Source organism: Flexithrix dorotheae DSM 6795, from assembly GCF_000379765.1.
Lineage (GTDB): Bacteria > Bacteroidota > Bacteroidia > Cytophagales > Flammeovirgaceae > Flexithrix > Flexithrix dorotheae.
This window is the reverse complement of the sequence record NZ_KB903454.1, coordinates 150,236-174,524: the sequence shown is the minus strand read 5'-3', so window position 1 is coordinate 174,524 and position 24,289 is coordinate 150,236. Positions and strand designations below refer to the sequence as shown.

The window sequence follows — 24,289 nt, the reverse complement described above, 5'->3', positions numbered from 1 at the left end:
TTATTTAACCAGAAGTGGGCTTGTGGCTAATACCCAGCCTTCCGGGCCAATACCATTTATTTTGTTTAATCCATCAATATCCATGTCTTCCCAATAATTTCCGGGTTTTTGCACCAAATAACCCTGGTCAACAACCTTTAGTAAGGGCTGATCATTGGCACTATCTCCTAAACCAATGGTGAGCACTTCTCCAAATGCTTTTCGGTAAAGCGAGGCCAGTTTTTCCACTGCTTTTCCCTTATCACTTTGCTTTCCCATTACGGTATGGTATTTCCCTCCGGAAACACATATCAGGTTATTTTGCAAAAGCTCTTCCTTAAATTCCTCAAATGCAGGTGAGGTTACATCTCCTTTGATAATGGTTTCTGTATAATCTCTTGTAGATGCTCTTTTGGCGGCTTCTGGAGCTAGTTTGATAATTGAAGAAATTTCTTCCAAATCCAAGTCTGCATATCCAAAATTTGCCACTTTTGTTTTTTCTCTGGCAGATTCAATTGTTTTCCTGATGGTTTTATAATCTACTCCCAACTCAATTACCTTATAGTTTTCAATCTCCTTTTGATAATCAAAATCAAAGTTAAAATAACCGGAAGGAACAAAAATAGCACTACCATTTTCCGTAATAAATGGGTGTTCATTTTTTAGAGCTTTCCGGTAATAGGCCTGTTCTACCCTGGTTTTGGAGGAACAAAAAACTATGGGAATACCTTTTTGGGTTAATTTTTCTACTGTATCCTTAGTCCTTTCAAAAGAATAGGTTTTAAAATCGATAAGTGTACCGTCAAGGTCTGTAAATATGATTGGTTTGGCCAAAATGTCAGAAGATTAAAATGTTTAAAAAAGAGCATGTTTAATTTAATAAACATGCTCCGGATTCATCAGATTCAATAAGAATTATTTCATTTCGAGCTTTCCTTTTTCCGGGAGTACACTTTCCTTTGCCAGTTTGGTATCTCTTATTGGCTTTGAAACTTTGGTTTCTTTAAATTCTGGTAATTTAGCCTTAAATAATCCGGCATATTCCTGATTTTTCAATACTTCCTTAAATTTCCTTAAATCAAAATTCTCGAGTGCAGGATAATATCTTAGCGTATTGCCAATTTTTTCGCCTTTTGGCAAAATCTTTCTGGTAACCAGGTCCTCCATAATATTTTCCTTCAGAGCATCCGGACAAATAGGAGAATTGTAAATACACTCCATAGCTGCTTTACTCATGTCCTTCACATGCTGATCCCCTTTTACTTCGTGAAGATGTGGATTCCTGGATTCAATCTGAAAGAATTCTACCTGCTGGTTCATAACATCTTCTGATGGATTGGCAATAATACCCCCAAATTTTTCCAATACATTAATATAATGATAAGGTTCTATAGAATATCCTGAAGAGTAATCCAGTTTCATGGCCAAATCCATTGTCATGGCGTGTTCTCCTGCATTTCCTGTTTTAATGGTTTCCGTACCATACCCTGTAAAACTACTGATCAACCGGTTTAAAATTCTATTGGTATGTTCAGAAGCTCTTCCTCTTTTGGCAAAAAACAAATTGGATTCCACAACTTTGGGTTTACTATGCCATGAAATCCGAACCATGGTATAATCAGAATTACTCATGGTAAATCCGGCACCATATTCATGCACATATTCCATTACAGCACCTGGGAAATAATTGTCTGAATCAATGAAACCTATATACTTTTTGCCACATATATAAGCCAGCATTTTACTCAAAATCATCCCTTCAGCTTTTCCATCCTTTACGACTCCATTTTTATCGAGCAAGTGCGTATAACCTGCTGCGGCACAGGCTTCTCCCAACTTGGGATCTTTCTGATGGACAATTAAAAAATCTCTGTCCATAAAATGCTCCATATGTTCAATAGCATCCTTTTCCAGCTTATACCGATCCATTGGGTATCTGGGACTGTTGGATACAATGATGATAAGGCAGTGGTGAGGAATTCCGCTTAAAACCCCTTCTATCAGTTTAATTTTCTCGTTTCTTATGGGTACAACAATTGCCATTTGCTTTTGAATTTCATGCTGGGTGTCATAGGCAATTCTTTTCATAATGGGGTTGTCGTCCTTATCGTTTTTGGCATTTCGCAAACCAGCGTCTAATTCATAAACCTTCTGCACGCCATGGAAAACAATTGGACCAAATCTTTCTACTTCTCTTGGAATTTCAATCTTCATTTTTTCTTAAATAATTTACAATTAGGAATTGATTAAACTTTTAAAAATGATGTAGAACACCACCCTTAAATTCGATGCTTTTTCAAAATACAGAAATCAAATAAACTATCTGAAAACAGTGGATTTCATATCTGGAAGATAAAATATTGAGTAGTAAGTAATAAGGTAAAATATCAAAAAATACGAAATTTGAGTACTTTCTAAAACTCCGTAGTTAAATTTAGGTCAATTTTTAATTCTGCCCTGAAAAACAAGCTGTCTTGTAAATAGGCAGGTTACTAATTGGCTAAATTTAACAACCGAAATTGATAATAATAGGAAAATGAAAATTATTTTTAAATTAATTATTATAACCATCATTCTGACAAATAGCTTTAATTCGATAGGTCAAAATTCCGGAGATTCTCTATTTCTCTGGCCGGATGGTGCGCCAGGTTCAATAGATTTTGAATTAAATGAAATCCACCAGGTCAATGGAATTTTAAGGGTAAGGCAAGTGTCACAGCCAACCATTCAACTGTTTTTGCCAGAAAAAGAAAAAGCCACCGGGGCTGCGGTAGTTATTTGCCCGGGAGGAGGATATGGAATTTTAGCAATTGATCATGAAGGTTTTCAGATAGCCAAATGGTTAAACTCATTTGGTGTGGCTGGGATTGTCTTAAAATATAGGTTACCAGATGACAGAATAATGGAGGATAAAACCATTGGTCCATTAATGGATGCGCAACAAGCGATAAGAATGGTAAGGCAAAATGCAGATAAATGGAACATTGACCCGGAAAAAGTAGGGATAATGGGTTTTTCTGCAGGGGGGCATTTAGCTGCTACAGCCGGAACTCATTTTAATGATATTGTAGGTGGGATTACAGATAAAACATCCGTCCGTCCTGATTTTAATATTTTGATTTACCCAGTGGTTTCCTTTAAGGAGGGAGTGGGTCATATGGGCTCAAGAAGAAATTTAATTGGCCAGACTAATGATTTTAACCTGGTTTCTAAATATTCGAATGAATTGCATATTACTGAAGCTACACCACCCACTTTTCTTGTGCATTCACGCGATGATAAGGCTGTGCCTGTTCAGAACAGCATAAGGTTTTATGAGGCTTTATTAAAGTATGATACTCCTTCCGAAATGCACTTATACAACAAGGGAGGGCACGGATATGGATTAGGAAGGGAAGGAACCACTACTTTATCCTGGCCGGATAGGTGTGCAGCCTGGTTGAAAGAGATCGGAATGGCCGAATAATTAATATTTGTGAATATAGAATTGCAAAAACATGCGTTATTGGCATTATAGTTTTTGTGATTCTATGTTTAGTAATGAAGAAAAGATATTAGCAAGGGCGCAAAGCCTGGTCGACCGGAAAACACTTGAGGACCTGGATAAAAAAGGTCTTCAGGTTATTTTTAAGGAATACCAACGCCTGACCCAAGATTATGGGTTGCTTTTAGCTGATATGAAATTCATTACCAAAATTGGAGATCGTCTTCAACATAAACTGAATAGCCTCAATGAAAGGCTAACTGAAAAAACTGTTCAGTTAGAGCATGCCAAAGACCTAATTCAGGTACAAAACAATAAACTGCAATCTGCAAAAGAAGAACTGGAAGAAAAGGTAAAGGAGAGAACCCGGGAACTGGAAAAAGCCTATAGTGATTTACTCGTTTCTAATCAGGAACTGGATGACTTTGTATACAATGCTTCTCATGACCTGAAAGGGCCCATCGTAAGACTGATTGGTTTGTGTAATGTTGGATTACAGGAAATTGAAGACGAAAAATCCATGAAGTACCTTTCTATGCTGCAGGAAATTTCCAACCAAATGAACGATATGCTTGGGGGATTACTTCACATCAATAATCTAAAACATTCAATAGTAACCCCTGATAAGGTATTGGTAAATGGGGTGTTGGAGGAGGTTTTGGGGAATTTGACTAAATTCAAAAAGTTTGATTTGAGTCAAATCAATATAGAAGCTCCGGAATTGTTGATTATTAGAAGTGATCTGGAGATTTTAAGAACCCTGTTCCAGAACATTTTTGAGTATTGTGTAGCGAATAGCATTCCCCAGGAATCTGGGAAAGCCATTCATTTTAATTTAAAAATTGAAAAGCAATTTTTAATAATTGAAGTAACGCTATTTTGCAGCAAAATTCCAGATAAAGTAAAGCAGGAAATTTTTAATTTATTCTATAGAACTTCCAATAATCCTCACCATACCGGAATGGAGTTGTATACAGTAAGTCTTGCCGCAGAAAAACTTGGAGGAAAGGTTGCGCTTTCCTGCTCTGAAAAAAATACTTCCAAATTTATCATTACCCTGCCTGAAATTTTGGTTTAATCCCAAACTTGTTGGCTAATTTTTAAGTTCTGTTTACTTTTTAAAGGGAATATTTTACCTTCTGATTCTAATTGTTACTTTTGAGAGCAGGATATCAGACCTAATTGTTTACTATTTTTTTAACTGAAAATTTCCATTGGAGATTGGTTTAGGAAATAAATCATTTTTGGAAATTATTTTTTAATTGAAGCTATAATAATGAAAATTAATATTGTTATTTCTCTCATCTGCTTTGTATTTAGTTTGGGTTGGCAAAGTGTAATTGCCCAGAAAAAAAGTGAAGTTCCAGCGGTTTATTCTAATATTTACCAGGATGCTGATGGTAAGTTTTTCATTTTTACAGGTAAGGATACCATTTATGAATTTATAGATGAACCCTGGTTAAAACTCGAAAACCTGAAAGGAGATCCTCAGGGAATGCCTATCGGATTGTTTTTCGATTTCAAGAATACCGAATTGAAAGGAACCCTTTATTATGGCTTTATTCCGCAGGGTGATTCTAAACATCCGCTTCCGGTATACTTTCGGCAAACAGCAAATATCTTGTCAGGAAGAACAACAATTCCCATCAAAGGAATTATGGGAGGAAAATACGATATGATTGGATGGGAAGAAAGTGGAAAAGGTAAAATCGGCTATCGTGTAGTAGATGCAGAAGGCCGAATGCTTTATGATGGCAGAATTTCATTTAAAGGAAAAGGGCCTTTCGAAATTGATGATTCAGTGATAGAAGGACCATTTGTAAATCTGGTAACGGATGAAGGGGCAACCATATCGTTTGAAACAAACAATGAAATAATTGCCAGTGTGGAAGTAGGCGGAAAAACCTTTTCTGATGAAAAAGCTACCCGAAATCATGAAATTTTAATTACAGGCCTGGAATCCGATAAAGATTTTGATTATAACATAGTGTATGGAGAAAATAAGGAAACTTATTCTTTGCACACGGCTCCAAAACCGGGAACAAAAACTAAGTTTACATTTGCCTATGCAAGTGATTCAAGGAGTGGCAATGGGGGAGGAGAACGGGATTTGTATGGGGCCAATTTCTATATCATGAAAAAGATCATGGCTCTAAGTAAATACAGAGATGTGAAATTTTTTCAGTTTTCAGGTGATATGATTAATGGTTATTTGAGAGACCCTGATGAGGCAAGGTTGCAATATGCTAACTGGAAAAGAGCGGTTGAACCTTTCTGGCATTATTTCCCCATTTATATTTCCATGGGTAATCATGAGGCACTATTACGGGAGTTTAGACAAGAAGGTGGTGGCAGAGCCTCTGTAGACCGATTCCCTTTTGAAACTGAATCGGCTGAGGCCATATTTAATGAAGCTTTCGTAAATCCTACTAATGGCCCCGAAAGTGAGGATGGAGCTTCTTACGATCCTGGTAGAAATGTGGATTTTCCAAGTTATAAAGAAAATGTATTCTATTATACCTATGATAATGTGGCGGTGATTGTATTAAACTCCAATTATTTATATAATCCTTCTGAGGGAAATATTCCCCTTACCGGAGGTGGATTACATGCTTATATCATGGATCAACAATTGAAGTGGCTTCAGTCTACCATAAAGACTTTGGAAAAAGATGATAATATTGACCATGTTTTCCTCACCCAACATACTCCGTGCTTTCCCAATGGCGGGCATGTAAGAGATGATATGTGGTATAATGGAAATAATGAATACCGCCCTGTGATTGCAGGAAAGCCTTTGGCAAAGGGAATCATTGAAAGAAGGGATGAATACCTGGATATTATCATCAATAAAAGTTCGAAAGTGAGGGCAATTATGACGGGGGATGAGCATAATTATGCTAAAACTGAGATTAAGGCTGGAATGGAAATGTACCCTGAAAACTGGGAAGGTAAAAAAATTAAAATCTCCAGAACTATTTACCAGATCAATAATGGAGCGGCTGGTGCTCCTTATTATGCGCAGGAACAAACCCCCTGGACACCAAATGTAACAGGCTTTACCACCCAACATGCACTGGTATTATTCCATGTAGATGGAGAAGAAATTGAAATGGAAGTAATTAATCCGGATACCTTGGAGCCTGTGGATGAGTTGAAACTTAATTAACCAAAATTTTATATTAACCAGTTATTTGGTAATTAATAGCTTAATAAAAAAGAGTAGTAGCTTATTTTTAGGGTTACTACTCTTTTTTTGTTTGTAAAACTAGTTTTTTAGTTAAATTCATTGTTTCGGGGACATACATAATGGTTTAGTTGGCTGAATTTTATGATTTTTTCATTTTTAAATTCATTAACCCAATGGCTTTCTTCGCCCTCTGGAACATTAATCAGATAAATTTTCATCCTTTCTGAAACAACTCTTTCCACGGATAATTTATAAGAATCCACAAGAGAAATCAGGTTTTCCTGTGGAATGGTGTCATATGTTTTTATCATTATTTCTCCGGGTACAAAATCTCCACATATATCATGTTCCTCATTATTGCACCCAATTAAAATTGACCCTGTAATTAATAACCATATCAAAATATTTGAATTTGTTTTCAGGTGTTTTGTGGTGATAATAAACATAAATAAATGAGTTTACTTGAAGTAAATATTGATAAATTTAATAATATTGAAATAATCATAATCCAACAATCTAATTAACATTTATTATGAGCTTAAAATTTGAAATGCAACCATTAAAATTAACTTTGTAATACAAAGTTCTTTTAAAATATTAATGCTATGGAATATCAAAATGACCAATTAGAAGAAAATTTACCTGAAATAGGCAGGAAAAAAGAAGCCTCAGCCCTCCAGAAGAATAACAGGACAAGAATGGTAATAGTAGGTTGGGTTTTTTCAGTTATTGCTTTTTACCTATTCCTGATGGCTGAGACAGATTCCGATCGTTTCCTGGATTTTGGAAGTTTGTTCATGATTAATTTCGGAATTGCTATTGTTTACTTCCTCATTACAGTGGTGAGTAAATTTAAATTTAGTAAAATAAACCCCGCTGAATATGCTTTATCCCTTGTGCTATTTTCAATCAGTGCTTTTACCCTCAATAAGTCTCTTCCTGTGTTTGGTAATTTTCCCAATTGGGAAATTGCGTACATATTCCTCATGCATATCCCGCTTTTTACTTTGTCATTTAAAGAGGAATTACCCAAATGGCTAATCAACTTTTCCTATTTTGCTTTAGGAATGGGGGTAGTACTTTGGGGTTATATGTGCATTCACCTTACGCTTTTCATGGTTTATGGGCTACTGATTTTCTGGTTCTTTGGGATTTCTCTGCATGCCTGGGTTCCTGCTATATTTCTTTTATTTAGTTTCAAGCATATTTCCCAAAATCAAATTTATCCCATCCAAAAAAACATGTTTAAAGTTGGGATACTGGGGCCTTTAATTTTAGGTATATTGTTTATCGCGAATTGGGGAATTGAAAAACATAAATTGGAATCCATTATCCAAAAGGCTGAGACAGAAGGCACTGAATTACCGCTTTGGGTAAATGTTTCCAGGGAAATTGCTGACAATTTTGTTACAAGACAATTTTTATTATCTGAAAATCTAATATCAGATTCGGATTCCTTTTTGGATAGGCCTTTCAACCGAAACAGAAATGGTTTGGATGAGGTGATGACTGATGATCCTTTAGTGAAAATCGGACTTTTGCTATTCGGAAATATTGAAGGACTTGATACCAAAGACAAACAATCCTTATTAATTACCCAGCAAAATTTAAAACATGAAGCAAATAGAAGGCTTTGGTCGGGAAATGATTTGAAGACAAAGGAGGTGAAAACAAGAGTAAATTTGTATCATGATTTCAGGATGGCTTATACAGAAAAAGAAATCATTATTGAAAACACAAGTCAGTATTCCTGGAGGCCTCAGGAAGCCATTTATACCTTTCATTTACCCACTGGCTCTACCATTTCCTCTTTATCACTTTGGATAAATGGAAGGGAGGAAAAAGCAGTTTTAACTACCAAAGGCAAGGCGGATAAGGCATATGAAACGATAGTAGGGGTAGAAAGCAGAGATCCGGCATTGGTACATTGGCTGGAAGGAAATAAAGTGGTGGTGACGGTATTTCCCTGTAATCCTGAAGAAAAAAGGCGCTTCAAAATAGGCGTTACCAGTCCACTTGTTTTAAAGGAAGACAAACTGGTTTTACAGAATATTTATTTTGAAGGACCGTCCACAAAAGATACTTCAGGAGAGGAGGAAGTGATCATTGTTTCTGGAAACAAAAATCTAGATATTGAAGGGACTAAATTTTGGAAAGATGGTGAAGGTAAATATTCACACAAAGGGAATTACAGAAATTACTGGGAGCTGGAAATACCAGCAGAAAATCCATCGGAGAGGGCTTTTGTTTTTGATGGGGAAAAATATACTGTTTCTACTTTAGAGAAAGGTTCGCAGGCCTTTAGTCCAAGAGATATTTACCTGGATATCAACAATTCCTGGACAGAGTTTGAGATCAATCAGGTGTACGCTGCTTTAAAAGACAGGGACATTTTTATTATGGATAAACAGCCAGAATTACTTACAAAAGCTAACTTCATAGAATTAGTAAAAAAGGCAAGGGCCTATAATTATTCTTTGTTTCCCATTCACAAAATTCATTTTCCTGAAAACTCATTGGTCATTACCAAAACAAATTCCAATTCTCCAGAATTGAAAGATTTAAAAGACTCGGAGTTTTCAAAAAGTTTAGCTGCTTTTTGTGCAGAAAATAAAACTCCTGTGAAATTCCTGAACATTGGTGATGAATTAAATCCATATTTAAAAACCCTGGAGGAACTTAATGCCATTAAGATTAAAAACTCTGGCCTTTTAGGCTTTTTGGATTTGAATAAACTATTTACTTTCCAGGAAGAAGTGCTTGAGGGTAATGAAGTGGAATTGAAAGGAACTAGGTTGAAAATAACGAAATCAGAGGCCAGTGGACAAGCAGGAAATGCACCGGATCATTTAATGCGTCTTTATGCATACAATAAAATAATGAAGGAAGTGGGGAAACATTATTTTAAATCGGAATCCTATGAAAACGGACCTTTAATTGATCTTGCAGTGAAAGCCAATGTGGTTTCTCCCATTTCCAGCCTGATAGCTTTGGAAACCCAAAAGGATTATGATCGATTCGACATTGAGCGATCCAAAAATAGTTTGGGGAATGCCGCTGATGCCGGTTCCGGTGCAGTTCCTGAACCTCATGAATGGGCATTAATCATTTTTGCCATGTTGGTAGTAGGATTGCTTTGGATTAAAAAATATAGAGCCGGGCTGGTTTAATTCGGATTTGAATAGCATAATTCATGGAATATATTAAAGCAGAAGTACTTAAAAATTCAAAAGGAATAAAGGCTTGGATTTTTCCACTTGCCTTTATCCTTTTAGGGTTTGTGCTTGTTTTCTTCAATTTGGAAAATTTCATAAAATTTGAATTTAACTGGATTTTAGGCCTAATGGTTTTGCCAATTATTCTCCATTTTGATAAGTCCAAAACGGCAAATTACCAGTTACTCCTTTTTGTTCTCATTTTACTTGGTTTTTCCTGGGTGCTTCATATCAGAACATTGCATATTTCTGCTTTTTTCCTTTTTCTATTTTTCCAAATGAGCTTAATATGGGGAAGAATAAATATTTTACCATTATTTCTACTTCTGTTTCTTTCTCCAATTTTCACCTACTTTGTAGAAGTATTTGGTTTCCCCATCCGATTAGTGTTAAGTGAATGGGCGGTGGACTTATTCAATTTGATCGGCTTAAAGGCAGTGGCCAAAGGGAATATAATTTCCCTCAATGGCAATGATTTTTCCGTTGACCAGAGTTGTATTGGTTTGAATATGGTAACCACTTCCTTTGTATTACAGTTGGGTATAATTGGCTACTTTGAAGGCAAATGCAACAAAAAATTACAACTGTTATGGATTTTAGTAATTCTTAGCCTTACTTCAATTTTTATCCTCATTAACAATTTGCTGAGAATTAATGTGTTGGTTTTGTTTCAGTCTGATCCGCAATCACTTTCTCATCAGCTTTTTGGGCTGACAGGTTTATTGCTTTATGTAGTGCTTCCTGGTTTTTTCTTTACCAAGTGGATTTACAGCAGGTTTGGGAAAGCTCCGGAAGCTGGCCACAAGCAAGGAAATAAAAAGTCTGAATTTGCCAAAAACCTAATGCTTTCCATCGGAATTTTACTTATTCTTCTTGTTTTCAATTTCAGACAGGATGAAGTTTTTCCAGATGAAGGAATTATCAAAACTTTCAGATTACAGGAAAATCTGGAAGTTCCTGAGGGCTTTAAAGGAGAGATTCTGGCCAATGGTGTGGCAAAAATGGAAAACGCAAAGGCTTTAGTTTATATCAAGCCTCCCTCAAAATTTTTCAGAAGTGATCATAACCCTATGTTTTGCTGGAAGGGAAGTGGTTATACCTTTAAAAAAGAACAAACCAAAGTGATTGCCGGAAAAGAAGTGTTTTTTGCAGAATTGGAAAAGGGGAAAGATATACTTTATACCGTCTGGTGGCATGAAAATGCTACTCATCAAACCATTAGTCAATTCGATTGGAGGTGGCGAACCTTAAAAGGGGAAGAAGGTTTCATTTTGGTAAATATTACCTGTGCCAAAGAAAGTGATTTGGAAGCCGCTATTGGAAAGTTTTAGATTAGAAATAGCTCATCTGCTTGTGCTTTAAAATTTTAACTACTTTGAAAAACAACGAGATGCTATTAAAATGAAAAGGTCAAGGCAGACGCATTGAACTCTAAAAGAAATCACTTGCGGTCGAGTTTTTCAATCAATGATCATCTCCCTGGTAAATCCACATCGGTACTGTTTCCCCTGCTTTTTCAAAACCGCACTTTTTGTAGAATTCAACTGCATTTCCATCGGAAACCAGCATTTGCTGATGAAATTCTTTATACTTTTCCTGTAGTACTTCCATGATCATTTTCCCTATACCTTTTCCCTGATATTCCGGGTGAACTAACAAATGAGGGTAATAAACCACCAGAAAACCATCAGTAATGGCATTTCCAATACCAATCAATAAATCTTCATCCCAGGCTGTGACAAGCGAATCAGAGTTTTTTAATGCATTAAATAAGATCTCTGGTTTTTCAGCAGAGGACCATTTATTGAGGCGGTAAATTTGGATGATTTTTTCCTGCTCAGGTATTTTGTTCGTGCAGATTTTCACTGGCATGTCTTTCCTTTTTATCAATTTTAGCTCCTTTATTCTTCTTATTGAATTGTGCATTTTTATAACCTTTCAACAAAACCGGAATCCAGCCTAAAATGGGGATGAAATAAGCAAAAATAAAGGGATTCCTGAACAAAATTCTAAAGAATGACCAGAACCCTAATTTCATTTCAAAATTACCATTTCCATATTTGGTGTATTTTCGTTGAAATTCTGAAAATAACAATGGCCATGCCCAGGGTAGTAAAAATGGCATTTTTTTCCAGTTGGTAAAAAGTGTTTTAAAATGCTCCTTCCATTGATATGGATTTTTCCCATAATCCCTTACCGCCTTATCCAGGTCTGTCTGCATAATACCATGAATCTTATCCCGCAATTCCTCCAAATCTTTCCTCTCCATTTCTTCAAATGGTTTGTTGGTCCATTCATGAGGCTTAATTCTTGAACCCATCACAAAAGTAAGTTTGGCAGGTAAGCCATAATAAAACAACCAGGGCTGAAGCAAAAGAATGAGGGTTAACCAGCCCAGTGGTAAAAACGGAATCCCAATTTTTTGAATGATTCGATTCACCCAGTTATTACTGTAATGCCCCGGATTGATGTACTCTCCATTTACCGATGAAATAAGAATGATATCTGTTTTATATTTCAGGCTCATTCTCACCATTGAAGTGGAAAGGCGTTGTAATTTATATTTATTGTTAAAGCCTTTGCCAATTCCAGGAACTCCTTCCGGATAAATCATCAGATTGTAGTCGGAGTATTGCATTAAAGTTTCGAAATTGAGGGTAGTGGCATCAATACTGCCTACTCTTTTCCACAAATTCCTGATCAGAAAAGGATTCATTAAAGTAGACTGGGATAGCATTGGTGCAGTTAATGGCCGTGGGGCATTATGCAAATAATCCCACTTATCGAAAAGACCGGATAGAAAAATGATCCCATCCCAGGGAAAGGCCATGCCCGAATGATTACTGGCAAAAATCAATGGAAAGTCAGGATTATTTCTTTCAGGCAATTCATCGAAACCAATAAACTGCGCTCTAAAATAATATTTGGTTAACCAGCCAATGGCATGTTTGTTCAAGGCTTTTGCATAGTCCAAATCAAAATGCTCAGTGAGAACATTTTTGTTTTTTTCAATGGCCTGCTGTAGCTGCGCTCTGGTTAGTTTCCTTGTATCCATTTTAGCAAAAGCCCTTTCGGGTTGGTGGTGTTTTTTTCAGTAATGCTCAATATACTCAAAAAATGCTTTTCCCAGCAAGGTCTTCGCTAGAGGCCTTGTATTTATTGGGATTCAAAAGATTCAATGACGCATGGCCGCTAAAATTCAGACCCTGCTCCACGCTTTCTGTCACTTTGGGAATTGCTATTTTAGTTTTTATAACTGATTAAAAATTAACCAGTTTAATCTTTTTAACTTCTATCTTCTCCCAAACATCGCCCTTAATATAAGGATCATTTTCCAGACATTTTTGTAATTCCTTTTTGTTTTCAAATCTCATATATAGAGTGGAGCCAATCATTTTACCATTTTTATCCAGAATAGCCCCTCCATTTATAAAATGACCTTCTTCTTTTAATTTTTTCGCTACTTCCAAATGAGCATCTCTGGCAAGTAATCTTCTTCCAAGGGCACCTTCATCGGTATGATCGTAGGCAATTACTAAAAAATCCATAGGTTAAACTAATTTTTAAATCCTTTTATACTTCTGCTGCATTATTGTTATTTTTTTAGAATTTAGCAATCAAAAACAAAAAATTTAATTTGGAATCACTGGGAAAACATATCATCGCAGAATTTTTTAACTGTAATCCTGAAGGCCTTAATGATGTGGTATTTATCGAGAATGCCATGTTAGAAGCCGCAAAGGAGGCCAATGCTACGGTTATCAATTCAACGTTTCATCATTTTTCGCCTATAGGTGTCTCCGGAGTGGTGGTCATTCAGGAAAGCCACCTGGCTATTCATACCTGGCCGGAATATGGCTTTGCCTCGGTCGATATTTTCACATGTGGGGATCAGATTGACCCCTGGTTATCCTCCCGATATTTAAAAAAAGCGCTGGAAGCCAGTCACGATTCGGCTATTGAAATGCGTAGAGGGCAAAAAGGCCTAATTGAAAAACAGGAGGGATTTAAATTTAATGTCCAAAAATCAGTGGCTGATCTGGCTGAAATCAGAAAGGAAAGGGAAATATGGGTGACAGAAAGAACTGATGACCTGGCGCTTTCATTCCGACATACTGGGGAATTGTTATTCAGGACTAAAAGCGATTTCCAGCGAATTGAGGTTTTTCAATCCCGTTCTTTTGGGAAAATAATGTTACTGGATGGGATAATTGTACTTACTGAAAAAGATGAATTTGCGTTCCATGAGATGCTGGTCCATGTGCCATTGCTTTGTCATCCAAACCCTAAGCAGGTTATGGTCATTGGAGGAGGTGATGGCGGGACGGTAAAAGAACTTCTGAAACATCCTGAAATTGAACAAATAACAGTTTTGGAAATTGATCCACAGGTAATCCAGACGGCAAAAACTTATTTCCCCGAAATTTCAGCCGGTTTAAATGATAATAAAGTAAAGGTTATTCTTGGAGAAGCTTTTGATTACCTGAAAAATGAAAGCAGCCAAAAATTTGATATAATTCTAAGTGATTATGCGAATCCGGTAGAAGAAGGGGCAGAGGAGCATTTTAAGCATATCCATTTAATCTTAAAAAAGCATTTGAAGGAAAAAGGCATTCTCATAGCACAGACAGGTTCACCTGGAATTTCAGGAGAAAAATTTGCTGAAAATTTTAAAGGGCTAAAAAATATTTTCGGAGCAGAAAATGTAAAACCATTCCAGGTAAATATACCCACTTTCCCATCTGGCTTATGGACATTTGGTTTTTGCCAAAAAGATATTTCAAATAATAATTTTCCCGACAAATCCAGATTAAAACAACTGGAAGCTGACTATTCGTTGAATTATTACAATGAGGAAATTCATAAAGCAGCTTTTGTACTGCCAAATTATGTTAGGAGGTTGGTTTGACTTAAGCCAGTAGTTTAAGTTAAAAGTTTATTTTTCCTGCTGGTTCAGGTTTGTAACCTGGACTTAATTATTAGATTAGAAGTATTTTGGAGAAGTCTGAGACTTCGGTGAGTTTTTGGTATGGCTTGTTCAGAATTTCAGCGACTCAAAAACTGCTTAATATTCCAGTTTTGCAAAGGGGTTTATTAGATGGGTTAACCAATCCATTGTAATTATTCTTAAATCAGAATTCGATAAATAAATCATTAAAAAATGAAAATTATTTTTGCAATCATATTTAACTTTTGGGGAATCATATGCTTTGGCCAGACAAGAAATTTAATTGGGAAATATTCTTATGATGAACTATTTTCAAGAGTTTTATTAGTTATTGAACCTGATTCTTCTTTTACATATGCTTCCTCTATACATCCTTCTTTTAATCGAATTGAGTATTTTAAGGAAAAAGGCAAATGGATCATTTCAGGGGACACTATTATACTCAACCCACATCTGGAGGAAAAACCCTTTATTGAAACTGATTTCCAGGAAAAGAAAATTGAGAGTGATACCAGTTTAATATTGACTTTTAACCATATAAAAAGGTATTTTGACAATGAGGGAAAATTAACTATTAATGATACGGTTGAGGTGGATAGGCTCGATTTTGCTTTCAATAATTTTAAGAAAAAAAGCAGAACAAGGGTTTCTAGGGATTATACAACCAGATGTGCCTTTGCTGGTTATATTCCACCAGAAATAATCAGCCTTAAAAATACCATAACGATCTCAAAACCATCTGAAAAATTGGAAAGTATTTTCATTGGTTGTTATGAACTTTATGGTACAAGAGAATTTCAAATAAAAGATTCAACTTCTAATCATCTAATATTAAATATATATTCAAACTATTATCAAGATGGGCAGTTAAGGCAAAAGAAATTTTTGGTAAAAAATGATAAAAGAATATATACCCAACAAAAGAATAGTGGAAAGTTTAAAAAAGGTTTTTGGCATCCAGCTTCGGTGATAAGGAAGAAGAAACCACGTAAACGTAAATAGCTGGAACTCACGCTAGTTCCGGTTTGTAACCTGGACCTAACTAATAAATGAAAGTTTGTAACTTTCAGGATTCCCAGCTACAAACTTTGCATTTAATTTTCCATCAACTCAGCAAATGCGTGACTAATCCGCTTCTTAGTTTTGGTTCGAACCAGGTTACTTTTGGAGGCATTATTTTCCCACTGTCGGCTATGTCGATGAGTTGCTTCATGGAAACCGGGAATAGGGCAAAGGCCACTTTCATTTCTCCTGAATCTACTCTTTTTTCAAGCTCTCCCAAACCTCTACCTCCTCCCACAAATTCAATCCGTTTATCAGTTCTTAAATTAAAAATACCTAAAACTGGTTTTAAAATCTGTTCTGATAAAATGGTCACATCTAAAACGCCAATAGGATCAGCATCATCAAACGTTCCCGGTTTTGCTTTCAGGGAATACCAATTACCTCCCAAATACATTCCAAAAGTATGTAATTCCGTTGGCTTAAAAATTTCCCTTCCCTTTTTCTCTACCACAAATTTAGTTTTGAGTTTATCTACAAAATCCACTGGGGCAAGGCCATTCAAATCTTTTACCACACGGTTATAATCTATAATTTGTAATTGATTATCAGGGAAATGCACTGCCAGGAAATAATTATACTCTTCATCTCCGGTATGATTTGGGTTTTCTTCTTTAAGGTCTTTTCCTACCAAAGCTGCAGCCGCAGTTCTGTGGTGCCCGTCTGCAACATAAGTGGCAGGTAGTTTTTCAAATTCCTGAATAATTTGAGTGATAATCGTTTCATCCTCAATTACCCAAAACTCATGTTGCACACCATCTTCAGCCACAAAATTATATTCCGGTGTCTGGGAAACTATTTTATCGGCTATTTCATCCAGTGCTTTTTGATTAGGATAAGCAAAAAATACCGGTTCTGCATTCATCATTCCCACACGAACATGTTTTTTTCGGTCTGCTTCTTTATCCGGCCGGGTCAGTTCGTGTTTTTTGATGACATTGTTAAAATAATCATCTATGGCTGCACAGGCTACATAACCTACCTGCGAATGGGTTTCTGCAGTTATTCTGTACAAATACAAACAATCTTTCTGGTCCTGAATTAATACCCCTTCATCTACCATTTTCTGATAGTTTTCCTTGCCTTTCTGATAGATTTCTTCCGCATAAGGATCATGTCCATCGGGGAATGATATTTCCGGTTTTACCACATTTAAAAAACTATATTGATTGCCTTTGGCTTCATCTCTGGCTTCAGCGGTATTCATCACATCGTATGGTCTGGAAGCCACCTGGATAGCTTTTTCTGGTATTGGTCGTACTCCTTTAAATGCTTTAATTTTTGCCATTTTTTTGATTAGGTTTTTCTTGGTTTAAGCTTTAAGTTTTTGAGGTAGCAATCTACTCATAATTATACCTTCAATACTGTTTAAGGCTTCCATCTGGCTCTCATTTAATGGTTTGTTCACATCAATAATATTGTAGGCCAGATTGCCTCGGTGTTTATTTAATAAATCTTCAATATTTACATTTTCCTTTGCCAGCACAGTGGTGATTTGCCCTACCATGTTGGGAATGTTTTTATTAGCAATGATCAATCGGGCTCCACCGTTTCTTGGCATTTCTGCTTCCGGGAAATTAACTGAATTTTTAATATTTCCGTTCTCTAAAAAATCTTTTAGTTGGTCCACGGCCATTATGGCACAATTAGATTCTGATTCGGGAGTGGATGCTCCCAAATGTGGTAAACAAATGATTTTGTCATTTTTTAATAAATCTTCATCGGGAAAATCAGTCACAAATCGGGCAACTTTTCCCGATTCCAAAGCGGAAAACAAATCTCGTTTATTTAACAAACCTCCTCTGGCAAAGTTCAAAATTCTGATGCCAGGTTTCATTATTTCAAACTTCTCCTTATTGAGAAATCCTTTGGTGCTATCGAGCAAAGGAACATGAAGAGTGAGATAGTCTGATTGGCTTAATAAATGATCAAGGCTTTTTGCTTTTTTTACCTTCTGGGATAATGCCCATGCCGAATCAACGGAAATATAGGGATCGTAGCCTAAAACCTTCATACCCAGGGCTTCAGCAGCGTTGGCTACCAGCATGCCAATAGCCCCCAGACCTACTACTCCCAGGGTCTTTCCCAGAATTTCCGGTCCGGCAAAGTTGGATTTTCCTTTTTCCACCAGTTTGCCCACTTCATCTCCTTTTCCCACTAGTTCCTTTGCCCAGGAAATGCCATCGGGGATTTTTCTGGATGAAAGTAATAGGCCGGTAAGTACCAGTTCCTTCACTGCATTGGCATTGGCTCCGGGAGTATTAAAAACTACGATTCCATCTTCAGTACATTTTTCTATGGGAATATTATTGACACCAGCTCCGGCTCTGGCAATGGCTTTTAGCGTTTTTGGAAATGCCAAATCATGCATTTTGGCGCTTCTTACCAAGATGGCATCGGGGGAGGAAAATTCGGAGGCTACTTCATATTGATCCAGGGGAAATTTTTGTAGCCCACTTGGGGAAATTTTATTGATCGTTTGAATCTTAAACATTTTCAAGTTTACCAGTTAAGTTTATCTTGGGATAGTTAGTGGTAGTCGTTCAATGGAATTTTAAGTTGTAATTCAAAATTAACCGTTTATTATTTTGCCATAAAAGACTGATAGAGAGATTATTGTTTCTCGGAAATAAGAGCACAGGGTGCTTATTTGGAAGGCACAAGGAAGACCTTATATCTTTACCTTGTGCCAGAATTTCCATATTAATTATTAATTCCTGCTTTCAAAATCCTTCATGAAGTCCACCAACGCTTTTACGCCTTCCATGGGCATGGAATTGTAAATACTGGCTCTCATGCCTCCAACTGATCGATGTCCTTTTAGGGTAGTTAGGTTATTGGCAGCGGCCTCTGAAATGAATTTGGCATCCAGCTCATCATTTCCGGTTACAAAAGGCACGTTCATTAATGACCTGAATTTTGGCTCCACAGTGGCTTTAAAAAGGCTGGAACTATCCAGATAATTATAAAGCAACCCGGCTTTTTCTTTATTGATTTTTTCGATGCTTTTTAGACCTCCCTTTTCCAATGCCCACTCGAATACCAGACCTGCCATGTAAATGGAATAACAAGGAGGAGTATTGAACATGGAATCATTGTCGGCATGGGTTTTATAATTGAGCATGGTAGGGGTGAAATCCAGTGCTTTTCCAATTAAATCTTCCCGAATGATTACAATGGTCAATCCAGCTGGCCCAATGTTTTTCTGAGCCCCCGCATAGATAATTCCAAACTTAGAAACATCATATTCCTGTGATAGAATATTGGATGACATATCGGCTACCAAGGGTACATTCCCAACTTCTGGAAGACCTGGAAATAATGTTCCGTAAATGGTATTGTTAGTCGTGATATGTGCATAATCTGCATCCTGATCAAACATTTCGGCTGAAAGTTCAGGGATATACGAAAAGGTTTTGTCTTCGGAAGAAGCCACTACGTTTACATTCCCATATCTTTTGGCTTCGGCAATTGCTTTTTTCGACCAAGCCCCGGTATTTACAATATCTGCTTTTTTCTTTTCTGAAAAAAGGTTGAGGGGTACCATGGCAAACTGCGAAGAGGCTCCGCCTTGTAAAAACAATACTTTATAATTGGCTGGAATTCCCATCAATTCAATTAGTTTGGATTTTGCATTTTCAGCAATTTCCATAAATACTTTCGATCGATGACTCATCTCCATTACTGACATTCCGCTACCCTGGTAATCAGTCATTTCATTTTTGGCTTTTTCAAGCACTTCAAGCGGCAACATTGCAGGCCCCGCAGAAAAATTAAATACTCTTCCCATTATTTGTTAGTATAAATTTATGTTAGGCTTGTTTAAAATTTAATTTTTCAAGCGAAAATGTTCAGTTTAGGGTTCTCGTGAAACAAGAAAATTTTTCAATAGCAGCGCTATTTACAAATTTTATTTTGAAACCAGGTTCCTGAAATGGGCATTTGCAGCGAAATACGTAAAATTTAAACATGCTCTTAATTCGAATTTGGCACTTCTTGATTATAAGGATTTAATGCCTGCTTTAAAGTTAATAATTTATTAAAATTTTATCCTATATTGGATTATCGATTTATGTTTGAATTACTCCGGGATTAAATCTTTTAGTAATTGGAGCATGATTGGCGGCTTCCAAACCTCCAGAAATCATTTTTCTGGTTTCTAATGGAGAAATAATTTCATCTACCCAAAGTCTTGAGGCTGCATAGTATGGGGAAAGCTGTTCATTGTATTTATCTTCTATTTCTTTTAAAAGCTTTTGTTCATCTTCTTTAGAAATTTCTTTTCCCTTGGCTTTTAAGGAAGCTACTTTTATTTGCAATAAAGTCTTTGCCGCTGAAGCTCCGCTCATTACTGCAATTTGTGCGGTAGGCCAGGCAAAAATAAATCTGGGATCATAGGCCTTTCCACACATGGCATAATTTCCGGCACCATATGAGTTTCCTACAATCAGGGTGATTTTGGGAACAGTAGAATTTGCCATAGCATTTACCATTTTAGCTCCATCTTTAATAATTCCTCCATGCTCGGCCCGACTTCCCACCATAAACCCGGAAACATCCTGAATGAATAACAAAGGGATTTTTTTCTGGTTACAATTCATGATAAACCGGGCTGATTTATCCGCTGATTCTGAGTAAATTACACCACCCATTTGCATTTCTCCTTTTTTGGTTTTGGAAATGGTTCTCTGGTTGGCAATAATGCCTACCCCCCAGCCATCAATGCGGGCATAGCCACAAATTAAGGTCTGTCCATAGCCTTCTTTATAATGATCGAATTTCGATTCATCTACCAATCTTTCAATAATCTCCATCATATCGTAAGGCTTTACCCGGTCGTAAGGAAATTTGTCAAGCAGTTCCTTTTCACTTTTAAGGGGAGGTTTAGCCTCAATTCTATCAAAACCAGCTGGTTCATGGTGGCCTAGTTTGTCCATTAGTTTTTTAATGGTATCCAGGCAATCTTTGTCATCTTTACATTTATAATCAGTTACTCCGGATATTTCACAGTGGGTAGTGGCCCCGCCAAGTGTTTCGTTATCAACCGTTTCTCCAATAGCAGATTTGACCAGATAGGAACCGGCTAGGAATACTGAACCAGTACCTTCCACAATCAAAGATTCATCGGACATGATAGGAAGGTAGGCTCCACCTGCTACACAACTTCCCATAATTGCTGCGATTTGTACTATTCCCTCCGAAGACATGATGGCATTATTCCTGAAAATTCTTCCGAAATGTTCCTTGTCTGGAAATATTTCATCCTGCATGGGGAGGAAAACTCCTGCGCTATCTACCAGATAGATAATTGGCAGTTTATTTTCCATGGAGATTTCCTGAGCTCTCAGGTTTTTTTTGGCTGTGATTGGAAACCAGGCTCCGGCTTTTACAGTGGCATCATTGGCTACTACCACACAAGTTCTACCACTGACTTTGGTAATCCCAGTTACTACTCCACCAGAAGGACAGCCTCCATATTCTTTGTACATCCCCTCTCCGGTAAAAGTCCCAACTTCCATAAAAAAGGCATCATCATCTTTTAGATAATCAATTCTTTCTCTTGCGGTAAGTTTTCCTTTTTTGTGTTGAGATTCAATTTTTTTATTTCCGCCTCCTAAATAAACTTTTTCCCTTTTTTCAGAAAGTTCGTTTAAGTGAGCTTCTAAATTTTTATGGTTTTTATTAGCTTCCTTTTCCAGTTTCATTACTTGCTAATTTTGTTTATTGGTTAAATTTTTATTTTTTGCTACAATCAAAAAGTGAAATTCGCTTTAATGCTAAAATTTAATTGATTTGCGGAACATAAACTAAATATTTGTACCTGGAATTAAAACATATTTTTCTAGTAAGGGTTTAAGGCTTATTTAAATTTAGTATTAGATTATTAACCACTCTTCAAAAAATACTTTACAACTTCAACTTCAGATACTTTTTTAGTGACATCTGGATTTCTTCTTTCCTAGAATGCTAAAAATCATTGTTTTTTAGCATAAAAAAATTAACTTATGGATATACAGCTCCACCAAGAAACAGAAGCCATGGATACTACCTCTATACTTGAAGAACCGAAAGTCCTTATAGAACAAGGCGATAACCCTCCTTTTTTATCCATAAAATGGAAGGGTAAACCTGAGTTTCCTGAATTCAAATTTGCTTACGAACACTTTCTGTTTTTTGCTGAAAACCAAAATGTTCATCATTTAATTCTGGATCATATTGAACTGGAAAAAAACTCAATTAAGGCTAAAACCTGGTTCCTGATCAGTTTTATTCCCAGGTTGGTAGGAGCATTAAAATTTAATCTGAAAGTGGCGATTATGGTGCCTGAAACCAAATATGTTGATTCTAAACAGAAAATCATTATTTCAACTTTCAGAAACTTAAGCCGATCGCTTAAAATTAAAGCCTTTGAAACCAAAGAAGACGCTTATGAATGGTTTAAGGAAGTAAGTGGAGAACCTGAAAAAATTGAACAATAATAGTTTCCAACAATCAAATCAGTTAAATTGATTGTTGGAAACCAGACTTTTTTTAAGTAGTTGCATTTTCTTTTTTCTTACCAAAATCCCCCCTTAATGGAATGAAAATGGTGATGATGAAACCCGGAATTGCTGAAAATAAAACCCAGGTAAAGAATTTGGGATAACCTAATTGTTCCTGAAGCCATCCGCTGAATAACCCCGGTAACATCATACCCAGTGCCATAAAGCCGGTGGCAATAGCGAAATGAGCAGTTTTGTAAGGACCTTCGGAAATATAGATCATGTACATCATGTAGGCCGTAAAGCCAAAGCCATAACCAAATTGCTCGATAGCCACCGCTGCATTGATGATATAAAAGTTTTCCGGTTGGAATACAGAAAGATAAATGTAGACGCCATTGGGTAAATTGATGGCAATAATCATCCACCACAACCAGTATTTTAGTCCGTGTTTAGAGACGAGAAATCCACCCAAAATTCCCCCAATTGTTAAGGCAATCAGTCCAACAGTTCCATAAACAATTCCAACTTCCTCGGTGGATAAACCCAATCCACCAACATCTCTTTTATCTAAAAGAAATGGAGAGGCCAATTTTACTAATTGGGCTTCTCCAAATCTGTATAGTAACAAAAAACCAATGATAATCAGAATTTTATCTTTTTTGATAAAAAGTAAAAATGTACGTCCGAATTCAGTGAGGACATTTTCTCCTGGTTTTAATTCTTTTTTGATGTCAGATTTGGGTCGGGGCAGGACAAAGTTATGGTAAATGTAAAAAAGAAACATCAAGGCTGTAATGACAAAAAAGGTGATTGTCCAGCCGTTAACTACCCCAAAATGGTTTTCAAGTTTACCAGCCATAATGACAAGGAATCCTTGTCCTGTGATCATGGCTAATCGATAAAATGTACTCCGTATCCCGACAAAGTAGGCTTGTTGGTGTTCAGAAAGACCCAACATATAAAAACCATCAGCAGCAATATCATGAGTGGCTGAACTAAACGCCATGAGCCAGAAAAAAGCCAGTGTGTATCGAAAAAAATTGTCAGTTGGAATACTAAAGGCAACTCCAGCGAAAGCCGCTCCCAGAATAAGTTGCATGATGAGGATCCAGTACCTTTTGGTTTTTAAGGTATCTACTACAGGGCTCCAGATCGGTTTTATTACCCATGGGAAATATAAAAAACTGGTATAAAAGGCAATTTCGGCATTAGGAACATTAAGTCTTTTGTACATGATTAAAGAGACTACATTTACCATTACATATGGCAATCCTTCCGCCAAATAAAGACTTGGCACCCAGGCCCAAGGATTAATTTGATTTGTTAGTTTTTTCATTCAATAATAAGTATGTGTGTTTATTTTTTTTCTTTAAGCAAGCCTTTGTAAATTCCTGGATCTGAGCCTTCAATCAGGACCGCATCTACCGCTTTTTTGTAAAACTCAGCCGGGCCAACACCACCAATTATCGCATAGGCATAGCCCGATTCTTTCATTAGTCTCAGGCTCTCAATGAGCAGAATTTTGCCTAGTCCAAGTCCTCTGTGGGTAGGAAGGACTCCTGTTGGACCAAAATAATTTTTAGAAGTAGTTTCGTAACAGGCGAATCCAATAATTTCCTGGTTTTGAATAGCGATAAGGCAGGACACCGGGTTTCGGGAAAAAGCCACATCCACTTCATCGGCCCAAAGGGCACTAAAGTGGTTTTTAGCCCACTTGGTTAAAAGTGTTTTCTCCGGGGCTAAAGGCCTGCGAATGGTAATGCCTTTTTTTTCAAGGGCAAGTACCTCATTATGTACTTGGGGAAGGTCATATAACCTTACCAGCATATCTTGCATTCTAATGGTTGTTTTGTGTTGATTAAGTTTGCCAAAAAAGTTGAATAGGTATATTTAATCTGTTCAACTTTTGAATTAATCCGGAAAACT

At 36.6% G+C, this 24,289-nt stretch carries 20 protein-coding genes; 8 read left to right on the top strand and 12 right to left on the bottom strand.

Going from position 1 to position 24,289, the window contains the following annotated elements:
- Together A3EM_RS0122885 and mpgS are read right to left on the bottom strand one after the other, a co-directional pair.
- Positions 1-813: an HAD-IIB family hydrolase gene (locus A3EM_RS0122885; RefSeq protein WP_020530589.1), complete on the bottom strand. Its 813-nt coding sequence runs from the start codon at positions 811-813 to the stop codon at positions 1-3.
- An 81-nt stretch (positions 814-894) separates the two neighbouring features.
- Positions 895-2,193, bottom strand: a complete 1,299-nt coding sequence (gene mpgS, locus A3EM_RS0122880; protein WP_020530588.1) for a mannosyl-3-phosphoglycerate synthase — start codon at positions 2,191-2,193, stop codon at positions 895-897.
- Between the two features lie 322 nt (positions 2,194-2,515).
- Between mpgS and A3EM_RS0122875 the strand changes: the two genes are divergently transcribed.
- The 3 genes from A3EM_RS0122875 (at position 2,516) to A3EM_RS0122865 (ending at position 6,632) form a co-directional block, all read left to right on the top strand.
- Positions 2,516-3,445 carry an alpha/beta hydrolase gene (locus A3EM_RS0122875; RefSeq protein WP_020530587.1) on the top strand — a complete coding sequence of 310 codons (930 nt, stop codon included), beginning with the start codon at positions 2,516-2,518 and terminating at the stop codon, positions 3,443-3,445.
- A 31-nt stretch (positions 3,446-3,476) separates the two neighbouring features.
- Positions 3,477-4,541, top strand: a complete 1,065-nt coding sequence (locus A3EM_RS0122870) for an ATP-binding protein (RefSeq protein ID WP_157638037.1) — start codon at positions 3,477-3,479, stop codon at positions 4,539-4,541.
- A gap of 198 nt (positions 4,542-4,739) precedes the next feature.
- Positions 4,740-6,632: a metallophosphoesterase family protein gene (locus A3EM_RS0122865; RefSeq protein WP_020530585.1), complete on the top strand. Its 1,893-nt coding sequence runs from the start codon at positions 4,740-4,742 to the stop codon at positions 6,630-6,632.
- Between the two features lie 107 nt (positions 6,633-6,739).
- On the opposite strand, the gene A3EM_RS0122860 is transcribed toward A3EM_RS0122865, so the two are convergent.
- Positions 6,740-7,099 (bottom strand): hypothetical protein, encoded by a 360-nt coding sequence (locus tag A3EM_RS0122860; RefSeq protein ID WP_020530584.1) that lies wholly within the window; start codon positions 7,097-7,099, stop codon positions 6,740-6,742.
- Positions 7,100-7,258: 159 nt separating this feature from the next.
- On the opposite strand from A3EM_RS0122860, the gene A3EM_RS0122855 reads away from it, so the two are divergent.
- Together A3EM_RS0122855 and xrtN are read left to right on the top strand one after the other, a co-directional pair.
- Positions 7,259-9,823, top strand: a complete 2,565-nt coding sequence (locus tag A3EM_RS0122855; protein WP_020530583.1) for an XrtN system VIT domain-containing protein — start codon at positions 7,259-7,261, stop codon at positions 9,821-9,823.
- A 23-nt stretch (positions 9,824-9,846) separates the two neighbouring features.
- The gene (xrtN, locus tag A3EM_RS0122850) at positions 9,847-11,199 is read left to right on the top strand and encodes an exosortase N (protein ID WP_020530582.1); all 1,353 of its coding nucleotides are present in this window, start codon (positions 9,847-9,849) and stop codon (positions 11,197-11,199) included.
- 133 nt (positions 11,200-11,332) lie between these two features.
- On the opposite strand, the gene A3EM_RS0122845 is transcribed toward xrtN, so the two are convergent.
- The 3 genes from A3EM_RS0122845 to A3EM_RS0122835 all read right to left on the bottom strand — a co-directional run bounded on the left by A3EM_RS0122845 (position 11,333) and on the right by A3EM_RS0122835 (position 13,416).
- Positions 11,333-11,740: a GNAT family N-acetyltransferase gene (locus A3EM_RS0122845; protein WP_020530581.1), complete on the bottom strand. Its 408-nt coding sequence runs from the start codon at positions 11,738-11,740 to the stop codon at positions 11,333-11,335.
- On the bottom strand, positions 11,706-12,923 hold the full coding sequence (locus A3EM_RS43390) for a lysophospholipid acyltransferase family protein (protein WP_020530580.1): 1,218 nt from the start codon (positions 12,921-12,923) through the stop codon (positions 11,706-11,708). The genes A3EM_RS0122845 and A3EM_RS43390 overlap by 35 nt, the downstream gene beginning before the upstream one ends.
- Before the next feature lie 205 nt (positions 12,924-13,128).
- On the bottom strand, positions 13,129-13,416 hold the full coding sequence (locus A3EM_RS0122835) for a YciI family protein (RefSeq protein ID WP_020530579.1): 288 nt from the start codon (positions 13,414-13,416) through the stop codon (positions 13,129-13,131).
- 89 nt (positions 13,417-13,505) lie between these two features.
- On the opposite strand from A3EM_RS0122835, the gene speE reads away from it, so the two are divergent.
- Together speE and A3EM_RS0122825 are read left to right on the top strand one after the other, a co-directional pair.
- Positions 13,506-14,777, top strand: a complete 1,272-nt coding sequence (gene speE / locus A3EM_RS43385) for a polyamine aminopropyltransferase (protein WP_020530578.1) — start codon at positions 13,506-13,508, stop codon at positions 14,775-14,777.
- Between the two features lie 252 nt (positions 14,778-15,029).
- Complete coding sequence (locus A3EM_RS0122825; protein ID WP_020530577.1) at positions 15,030-15,818, top strand: hypothetical protein; 789 nt, start codon at positions 15,030-15,032, stop codon at positions 15,816-15,818.
- Positions 15,819-15,921: 103 nt separating this feature from the next.
- On the opposite strand, the gene A3EM_RS0122820 is transcribed toward A3EM_RS0122825, so the two are convergent.
- The 4 genes from A3EM_RS0122820 to A3EM_RS0122805 all read right to left on the bottom strand — a co-directional run bounded on the left by A3EM_RS0122820 (position 15,922) and on the right by A3EM_RS0122805 (position 21,583).
- The gene (locus A3EM_RS0122820; RefSeq protein WP_020530576.1) at positions 15,922-17,166 is read right to left on the bottom strand and encodes a DUF1015 domain-containing protein; all 1,245 of its coding nucleotides are present in this window, start codon (positions 17,164-17,166) and stop codon (positions 15,922-15,924) included.
- 24 nt (positions 17,167-17,190) lie between these two features.
- Complete coding sequence (locus A3EM_RS0122815) at positions 17,191-18,372, bottom strand: phosphoglycerate dehydrogenase (RefSeq protein WP_020530575.1); 1,182 nt, start codon at positions 18,370-18,372, stop codon at positions 17,191-17,193.
- Positions 18,373-18,588: 216 nt separating this feature from the next.
- On the bottom strand, positions 18,589-19,668 hold the full coding sequence (gene serC / locus A3EM_RS0122810) for a 3-phosphoserine/phosphohydroxythreonine transaminase (RefSeq protein ID WP_020530574.1): 1,080 nt from the start codon (positions 19,666-19,668) through the stop codon (positions 18,589-18,591).
- A 280-nt stretch (positions 19,669-19,948) separates the two neighbouring features.
- On the bottom strand, positions 19,949-21,583 hold the full coding sequence (locus tag A3EM_RS0122805; RefSeq protein WP_020530573.1) for an acyl-CoA carboxylase subunit beta: 1,635 nt from the start codon (positions 21,581-21,583) through the stop codon (positions 19,949-19,951).
- A gap of 300 nt (positions 21,584-21,883) precedes the next feature.
- On the opposite strand from A3EM_RS0122805, the gene A3EM_RS0122800 reads away from it, so the two are divergent.
- Positions 21,884-22,357, top strand: a complete 474-nt coding sequence (locus tag A3EM_RS0122800) for a hypothetical protein (protein WP_020530572.1) — start codon at positions 21,884-21,886, stop codon at positions 22,355-22,357.
- Positions 22,358-22,409: 52 nt separating this feature from the next.
- Here the strand turns inward: A3EM_RS0122800 and A3EM_RS0122795 are convergent, their stop codons facing one another.
- Together A3EM_RS0122795 and A3EM_RS0122790 are read right to left on the bottom strand one after the other, a co-directional pair.
- On the bottom strand, positions 22,410-23,699 hold the full coding sequence (locus tag A3EM_RS0122795) for an MFS transporter (RefSeq protein WP_020530571.1): 1,290 nt from the start codon (positions 23,697-23,699) through the stop codon (positions 22,410-22,412).
- Between the two features lie 20 nt (positions 23,700-23,719).
- On the bottom strand, positions 23,720-24,199 hold the full coding sequence (locus tag A3EM_RS0122790; RefSeq protein WP_020530570.1) for a GNAT family N-acetyltransferase: 480 nt from the start codon (positions 24,197-24,199) through the stop codon (positions 23,720-23,722).
- Between the last annotated feature and the right edge of the window lie 90 nt (positions 24,200-24,289).